Origin of the sequence: Agrococcus versicolor, assembly GCF_039531815.1 — a bacterium.
In the GTDB taxonomy this organism is placed as follows: Bacteria; Actinomycetota; Actinomycetes; order Actinomycetales; family Microbacteriaceae; genus Agrococcus; species Agrococcus versicolor.
In genome coordinates, this window is sequence record NZ_BAAAQT010000008.1 from 449,186 (window position 1) to 456,194 (window position 7,009).

At 74.8% G+C, this 7,009-nt stretch carries 7 protein-coding genes; 5 read left to right on the plus strand and 2 right to left on the minus strand.

The annotated features are described in order from the left end of the window. Window positions 1–8: 8 nt before the first annotated feature. Both ABD249_RS14640 and ABD249_RS14645 read right to left on the minus strand, forming a co-directional pair. Window positions 9–1,127, minus strand: coding sequence for an amidohydrolase family protein (locus ABD249_RS14640; protein WP_344345129.1), 1,119 nt, complete (start codon window positions 1,125–1,127; stop codon window positions 9–11). Between the two features lie 2 nt (window positions 1,128–1,129). Beyond that, window positions 1,130–2,452, minus strand: a complete 1,323-nt coding sequence (locus ABD249_RS14645; RefSeq protein ID WP_344344785.1) for a type I glutamate--ammonia ligase — start codon at window positions 2,450–2,452, stop codon at window positions 1,130–1,132. A 148-nt stretch (window positions 2,453–2,600) separates the two neighbouring features. On the opposite strand from ABD249_RS14645, the gene ABD249_RS14650 reads away from it, so the two are divergent. From ABD249_RS14650 to ABD249_RS14670, 5 genes are all read left to right on the plus strand, one after another. Next, complete coding sequence (locus tag ABD249_RS14650) at window positions 2,601–3,413, plus strand: class II glutamine amidotransferase (RefSeq protein ID WP_344344786.1); 813 nt, start codon at window positions 2,601–2,603, stop codon at window positions 3,411–3,413. 8 nt (window positions 3,414–3,421) lie between these two features. Then, window positions 3,422–4,252, plus strand: coding sequence for a MurR/RpiR family transcriptional regulator (locus ABD249_RS14655; protein ID WP_344344787.1), 831 nt, complete (start codon window positions 3,422–3,424; stop codon window positions 4,250–4,252). Between the two features lie 20 nt (window positions 4,253–4,272). Next, window positions 4,273–4,899 (plus strand): hypothetical protein, encoded by a 627-nt coding sequence (locus tag ABD249_RS14660; RefSeq protein WP_344344788.1) that lies wholly within the window; start codon window positions 4,273–4,275, stop codon window positions 4,897–4,899. A 119-nt stretch (window positions 4,900–5,018) separates the two neighbouring features. Beyond that, window positions 5,019–5,627: a DUF1775 domain-containing protein gene (locus tag ABD249_RS14665; RefSeq protein WP_344344789.1), complete on the plus strand. Its 609-nt coding sequence runs from the start codon at window positions 5,019–5,021 to the stop codon at window positions 5,625–5,627. Next, window positions 5,624–7,009: PepSY-associated TM helix domain-containing protein (locus tag ABD249_RS14670; protein WP_344344790.1), on the plus strand; the 1,386-nt coding region annotated here is incomplete at its 3' end. The genes ABD249_RS14665 and ABD249_RS14670, both read left to right, overlap by 4 nt.

Genomic DNA, 7,009 nt, shown 5'->3' on the forward strand with positions numbered 1-7,009 from the left:
GTGCCGGCTCAGAGCCGATAGAGGCGCCGCGCGTTGTCGGCGGCGATGAGGGTGGCGACACGTCGTGCGTCGCGCTCGGACCAGTCGCCGTCGGCGACGAAGCCCTCGAGCACGCTCGCCGTGCCGTCGCGCCACAGCCGGGATCCGAGCAGGTGCAGCTCGGGAGGGCCGTAGGCGTCGGACGAGTAGAGGATCTTGCGGAACGGCGCCAGCTCGAGCGAGCGGGCGATGAGCGACCGGGAGCGGGCGCCCACGTAGTTGATCGCGAGGCCCACGTCCATGTGGACGCCCGCGAAGCCCTGCGCGAGGTAGCCGGCCTCGCGCTCGAACGGGTAGCAGTGCAGCAGCGCGATCGGCGCATCCGGATGCTCGCGTAGCAGGTCGATGAGGTGCATGGGGTTCGTGTGGTCGAGCCGCTCGTCGCGGTCGCCGAAGCCCACGTGGAACTGCAGCGGCACCCCGGCGTCGATCGCGCAGCGGATGCCGAACACGAGCAGGCGCGGGTCGTCGACGCGCAGCCCGCCGGCGTCGCGCCAGCGGTCGGCGAGCGCATCCGCCTCCGCGTCGGCGACGGCCGACCAGTCGAGCACGAAGCCCGTGCGGTACGCGACGATCGTCTTGCAGCCGACGGCCTGCGGCTCGGCGAGGCGCCGAGCGAGCTCGGCGCGGAACGCCTCGGCGTAGGAGCCGCCCGCCGCGACCGCGACCTCGGCGACCTGCTCGAGCCGCACGATCTCATGCGAGGAGCCGCCCGCCATCGCGGCGAGCTCCTCGGGCGTGCAGACGCCCTCGGTGAACCCGACGTCGACGAGCCACGCGTCGGTGCCGCTCGCGGCCGTGAGCCTGCGCGCGACCTCGGCGGCGCCGAGCTCCTCGCGGCGCGCCCAGTACGCGTCCACGTCGGCATGCGGCTCGAGGTCCAGCAGCGGCGCGCAGCGGGCGCGGATGGCGAAGCCGAGCTGCGTGTCCCACACGGAGTCCCATGCGGGCAGGTCGACGGTCGACGCCTCGTTGAGCGCGAACTCGAAGCGGGCTCGCGAGACGGGCTCGACGAACGCGCCGTGGACGTGATGGTCGACGACCGCGACGGCGTCGAGGTGCTCGCGGATGCTCGAGGCGGCGCCCATGCTCACACCGACCATGCGAAGCGGAAGCGCTCGACGGCCGCCTCGTCGTCGAGGTCGCCGTGGTGCTCGATCTCGAAGCGGCGCTGGGCGACGATCGCGTCGACGAGCTCGTCGCCGAGCGCGGCGCGGGCGGTGGGTCCTGCCTCGAGCCGGTCGAGCGCGGTCGCGAGGTCGCTCGTGAGCGGCACGATCCCCGCGTCCTCGCGCTCGGACTCCGACATCCCGCCCGGATCGCCCGTGGCCTCCGGGCCGAGCTCGCGCCCGTCGCGGATGCCGGCGAGCGCAGCGCCGAGGATCGCGGCGGAGGCGACGTAGGCGCTCGTCGACGGGTCGACGACCTTCACCTCGACGTTGGGCGAGCGGCCGGCGATGAGCCGCACGGCCGCCTCGCGGTTCTCGAGCCCCCACGTCGCCCACGCGCCCGCCCACATGCCGGGCACGAGGCGCGAGGCAGACAGCAGCGAGCCGGCGAGCGCGCCCTGCAGCTCGGGCAGGGCGTGCACGATGCCCGCGATGGCGCTCGCGCCCTCGGCCGTGATGCCGTGCGGCCCGTCGCCGCCGCCGAGCAGCGGCACGCCGTCGCGCGCGAGCGACACGTGCTGGTGCGCGCCGTTGCCGGCCGAGTCGGTGCGCGGACGCGGGCTGAACGAGATCCTCAGGCCGTGATCGCGCGCGACGCGACCGAGCACGAGCCGCATGAGCACGAGCCGGTCGGCCGCCTCGACGGGCGTCGCCGGGGCGAGGGAGAGCTCGATCTGCTGCATGCCGTACTCGCAGTGCAGCTGCTCGATCGGCAGCCCCACGGCCTCGGCCTGCGCGTAGACGTCGGCGATGAACGCCTCGAAGCGGATGGTGCCCGCGAGCCCGTAGGGCGCCCAGCCCAGCGGCGACAGGGGTGCGCCGTCGGCGTCGAACAGCAGCATCTCGAGCTCGTGGCCGACGAGCGCCGTGAGCCCCTCGGCGGCGAGCTCGGCCTCGATCGCGGCGAGGCGGCTGCGCGTGCACTCGGGCACGACCTCGCCCTCCTGCGTCTCGAAGCGCATGGGCCCCCATGCGAGGCCGCCCGGCAGCACGCGCACGGCGTCGGGGTCGATGCGCATCCGCTGGTCGCCGACGGCGCCGATGCGGTCGGTGTACGCGATGCCGCCCTGGTCGATCGTGAAGGCGTGCCACGTGTACGAGGCGCCGAGGCCGGTCTCGACGAACGCCGCGGCACGCGGGATGGGCACGGTCTTGGCGAGGATGAGCCCGCCGGGATTCCAGGTGGTGCCGACGAGCATGGTCGCGCCATCGGCGACGAGTCGATCGGTGAAGGCGTCCGTCATGTGCCCATCATGCAGGCGGTTCGTGTCACGTGTGTTACATCCACGCGATTCTGCGATGATTGTTCTGTTCGTTACATGGCCGACATGCGGGACGATCTCGCACGCGCGACCATGGAGCCACCACCGATCGACCTCGAGGAGCATCGCCATGTGCCGCCTGCTCGGCTACGCAGCACCCCGCCCCACCTCCGCGGCGGAGGTGATCGGCGGCCTCGCGTGCGCGGAGTGGCAGCGCATGGGCAGGCTGCACTGCGACGGGTGGGGCACCGCCTGGCTCGACGAGCTCGGATCGGTGCGGCAGTTCCGCGACCCGAGCGACGGCACGACGAACCCCGACCTCGCGAGCGCGCTCGTCGACCACGAGGCCACCGCCCGCATCACGCACCTGCGGCTCGCGACCGAGGGCATGCGCAACGAGCTGACGAACACGCACCCGTTCGTCGCCGACGGCATCGCCTTCGCCCACAACGGCTCGCTGCACCCCGTCGAGCGCCTGCGCGCGATGGTCGACCCCGAGGAGGTCGCCCGCGTCGGCGGCACGACCGACTCCGCCATCGTCTTCGCGCTCATCCTCCGCGCCGTCGACGCGGGCGTCCCGCTCTTCGAGGCGACGACCTCGACCGTCGCGACCCTGCGCGACGAGTTCCCGACCGCGGCGATCAACCTGCTCGTCATGAGCGACGCCGAGCTCATCGCCGTGCACTCGAACGAGGGCGCGCCCGTGCCGACGGACGACTTCGAGGCGTCCGGCCTCGGGCCCGACCTGCCCCTCGACCACGTCGACCACTACTACCAGCTGTCGTGGTCGCGGTCGGAGGACGGCGCCGTCGCCTTCTCGTCGAGCGGCCTCGTCGGCGACGGCTGGCAGCGCATGGCGCAGCACACCGCGGCACGCGTCGACCTCGCGACCCTGTCGATGGACGTCGTCGACCTGGCCCGCGCACGGCGTCGCGCCGCGTAGGTCGCCCCGTGAGCGTGCTCGACGCCATCGACGCGGCGGAGCTGCGGCCGAGCGAGCGTCGCGTCGCACGCGTCATCCGCTCCGACTACCCCGCGAGCGCGCTCTCGACCGTCGCCGCCATCGCCGACGCCGCGGGCGTCTCGAACCCGACGGTCGTGCGCTTCGCGAAGGCCATCGGGCACGGCTCGTTCTCGGCGATGCAGGATGCCGTGCGCGCCGAGCTGTCGACGCGGCGCGGGCCGCTCGGCAAGCTCGACCATCGGCCGGCGGGCGCGACGGCCGACCTCGCGGGCTTCGCACGTGCCGTCGCGGATGCCGCGGTCTCGTCGCTCGCCCGCATCCCCGCGACCGAGCTCGACGCAGCCGTCGACGCGCTCGTCGCGAGGAAGGGTTGGGTGCTCACCGTCGGCGGACGGTACTCGCGCGTGCTCGCCGCGCACCTCGCCATCAACCTCGCGACGGTGCGTCCGCGCGTGCAGCAGCTCGAGGATCCGCTCGGTCGCAGCCTCACCAGGCTCGTCGACGTCGACGCGCGCGACACCGTCGTGGTCTTCGACTCCGCGCGCTACCAGCGCTCGAGCGTGCGCGCCGCCGAGCTCGCGAGCGCGCGCGGCGCGACCGTGCTGCTCGTCACCGATCCCGGCCTCTCCCCCGCCGCGCGGCACGCATCCGTCGTGCTGCCCGTCGCCGACGCCGCGCCCACGCCGCTCGACAGCGCCGCGGGCGCCGTGCTGCTCGTCGACTACCTCGTGGCGCGCTCGATCGATCGGCTCGGCGATGCCGCGACCGCTCGCCTGCAGCAGTGGGAGCCGAGCCGCGAGGGCGAGCTGCTGGCCTGACGCGTCGGTAGGCTGGCGGCATGTCCTCGTCGAGCGGTGCCGGCGTCGGCACCCGGCTCGACCTGCGACGACGGGCGCTCGCGCACTCGCTGCTCGTGACGGGGCTGACGACCGTCGCCACCGGCTGCGCGCACTCGCTCGCCGGCGGCGTCGCACCCTCGCCGCTGCTGCTGGCGACCGCGGCCATGGTGACGCTGCTCATCCTCGCCCCGGTGCTGGGCGCGGCCGCGACCTGGCCCCGGCGCATCGTCGCCGTCGCGCTCGCGCAGGTGGTGCAGCACGCGCTGTACTCGCTGCCGCAGCCCTCGGCCGCGCCGGGCAGCGCCGGCGGGCATGCGCACCATGGCGCCGAGACCATCCCCGTCGCCGCCGAGGGCGCCGCCATGCACGCCCACGGCGACATGCTGCTCGCCCACGTCGTCGCCGGCGCGCTCACGCTCGTCGCGCTGCGCGTGGGCATCGCCGCCATCGGCGCCGTCCTCGGCGCGGTGCGCGGCGATCGCCTCGTCCGCATGCGGATGCGCGCGGTGCCGCTGGGCGTCGCGCGCCCTGCCGCCGTCGGCGAGGCACGACCGATCGAGCGCCCGGCGACCCCCGTGCTGCGCTCGCCGCTCGTGCGCCGCGGCCCTCCTGCCCTGACCGTCTGATCCCGCCTCGCCATCGGCGAGGCTCGCGGCCGCATGCCGCGACCCCCTCTCGGCGACCGTCCACCGGCGCCGCATCAGACCGTCGCGCCCTCAGGGCGCAGCTGCAGGAGCACCCACCCATGTCCCCATCCAGAGCACTCGCGGCAGCGAGCGTCGGCGTCGCCGGCGTCGCCCTCGCGCTCGTCGCCCCCGCCGCGGCGATCGCGCACGTGACCGTCGACGGCACGAGCGTCGCGCCCGGCACCGCCTCGACGCTGTCGTTCACGATCGAGCACGGCTGCGACGCCTCGCCGACGACGGCCGTCGTCGTCGCCATCCCCGACGAGGTGTCGGCGGTCACGCCCATCGCCAACGCTGGCTGGACGATCGACGACGACCTCGTCGCCCCCGGCCGCACCATGACCTACACGGCGCAGACGCCGCTGCCCTCCGTCGTGCACGAGACCCTCGAGCTCGACGTGACGCTGCCGGAGGACCTCGCCGACGGCACCGTCCTCGCCTTCCCCGTGCAGCAGACGTGCGAGACCGGCGCGCTCGCGTGGGACTCGACGGATCCCGCGGCCGAGCGCCCGGCGCCGATGCTCACGATCGCGACGCCCGTCGAGGCGGCGCCGATCGTCTCGCAGGGCGGGGGCGACGGACCGCTCGCGCTCGCCGCCCTCGTCGCGGCCGTCGCCGCCGCGGCGCTCGCGACGATCGCGCTGCGCAGGCAGCAGGCGACGCGATGACCGCCACCGTCGAGCGCCCGCCCGCATCCGGGCGGCCCGCATCCCGCACCCCGTGGGTGGCGCCGCTGCTGCGCCGGCTCCACTGGCTCGCCGGCATCCTCGTCGGCCCGTTCATCCTCGTCGCGGCGCTGTCGGGCGCCGCCTACGCGATCGCGCCGTCCGTCGAGCGCGTGCTCTACGCCGACGCGCTCACGGCGCCGACCGAGGGCACGGTGCTGCCGCTCGCCGAGCAGGTCGCGATCGCCCAGCGCGTCGTGGGCGACGAGGCCCCACTCTCCGCCGTGCGACCGGCACCCGAGGAGGGGGCGACGACGCGCGTGCTCTTCGCCGCCGACGGGCTGCAGGAGAGCGAGTCGCGCGCGATCTTCGTCGACCCCGTCTCGGGCGACGTGCGCGGCGACATGACGGTCTTCGGCACGAGCGGGGCGCTGCCGTTCCGCACGGCCATCGACCACTTCCACCGCGGCCTCGGCCTCGGCGACGTCGGCCGGCTCTACTCCGAGCTCGCCGCGAGCTGGCTCGGCATCGTCGTGCTCGCCGGCCTCGCGCTGTGGATCCTTCGATGGCGCACTGGGCGACGTCGGCGCGAGCTCGTGCGGCCGGAGCGGAGCGCGCGGGGCGTGCGACGGCTGCTGTCGTGGCACGCGTCGATCGGCATCTGGGTCGCGGTCGGCGCCCTCTTCCTGTCGGCGACGGGCATCACGTGGTCGCAGCACGCGGGTGCGAACGTCACCGACCTCCGGGCCGCGCTCGGCTGGACGACGCCCTCGCTCACGACCGAGCTCGGCGGTGCGGCGGCCACGGCCGATCCGCATGCCGCGCACGGCGGGCACGGCGCAGGCGCCGCGGCCGCGGGCGTCGACGTCACGGCGATCGACGACGTGCTCGGTGCCGCACGCGCCGTGAACGTCGACGTCGGCGCGATCGAGATCCGCCCGCCGGCGGCGGAGGGGCAGGCGTGGGTCGTGCAGGAGATCCAGCGCTGGTACCCGACGGCGGTGGACGGGGTGGCGATCGACGGCGCGACGCTCGACGTCGTCTCGCGCACCGACTTCGCCGACTTCGGGCTCGTCGCGAGGCTCGCCCGCTGGGGCATCGACATCCACATGGGCCAGATGTTCGGCCTGCCCAACCAGATCGCGATGGCCGCGATCGCGCTCGGCATCGCGGCGCTCGTGGTGCTCGGGTACCGGATGTGGTGGACGCGGAGCCCGTACGCGCGTCGAGCCGGCCCGGCGCCGAAGGGCGGCGCGCTGACTCGAGCGCCATGGTGGGGGCTCCTCGCCGTCGGCGGCGTCGGTCTGGCCATCGGCCTCCTCCTGCCCCTCGTGGGGTGGACGCTCGTCGCGTTCGTGCTCGTCGACGGCGCGCTCGTCGCGGCG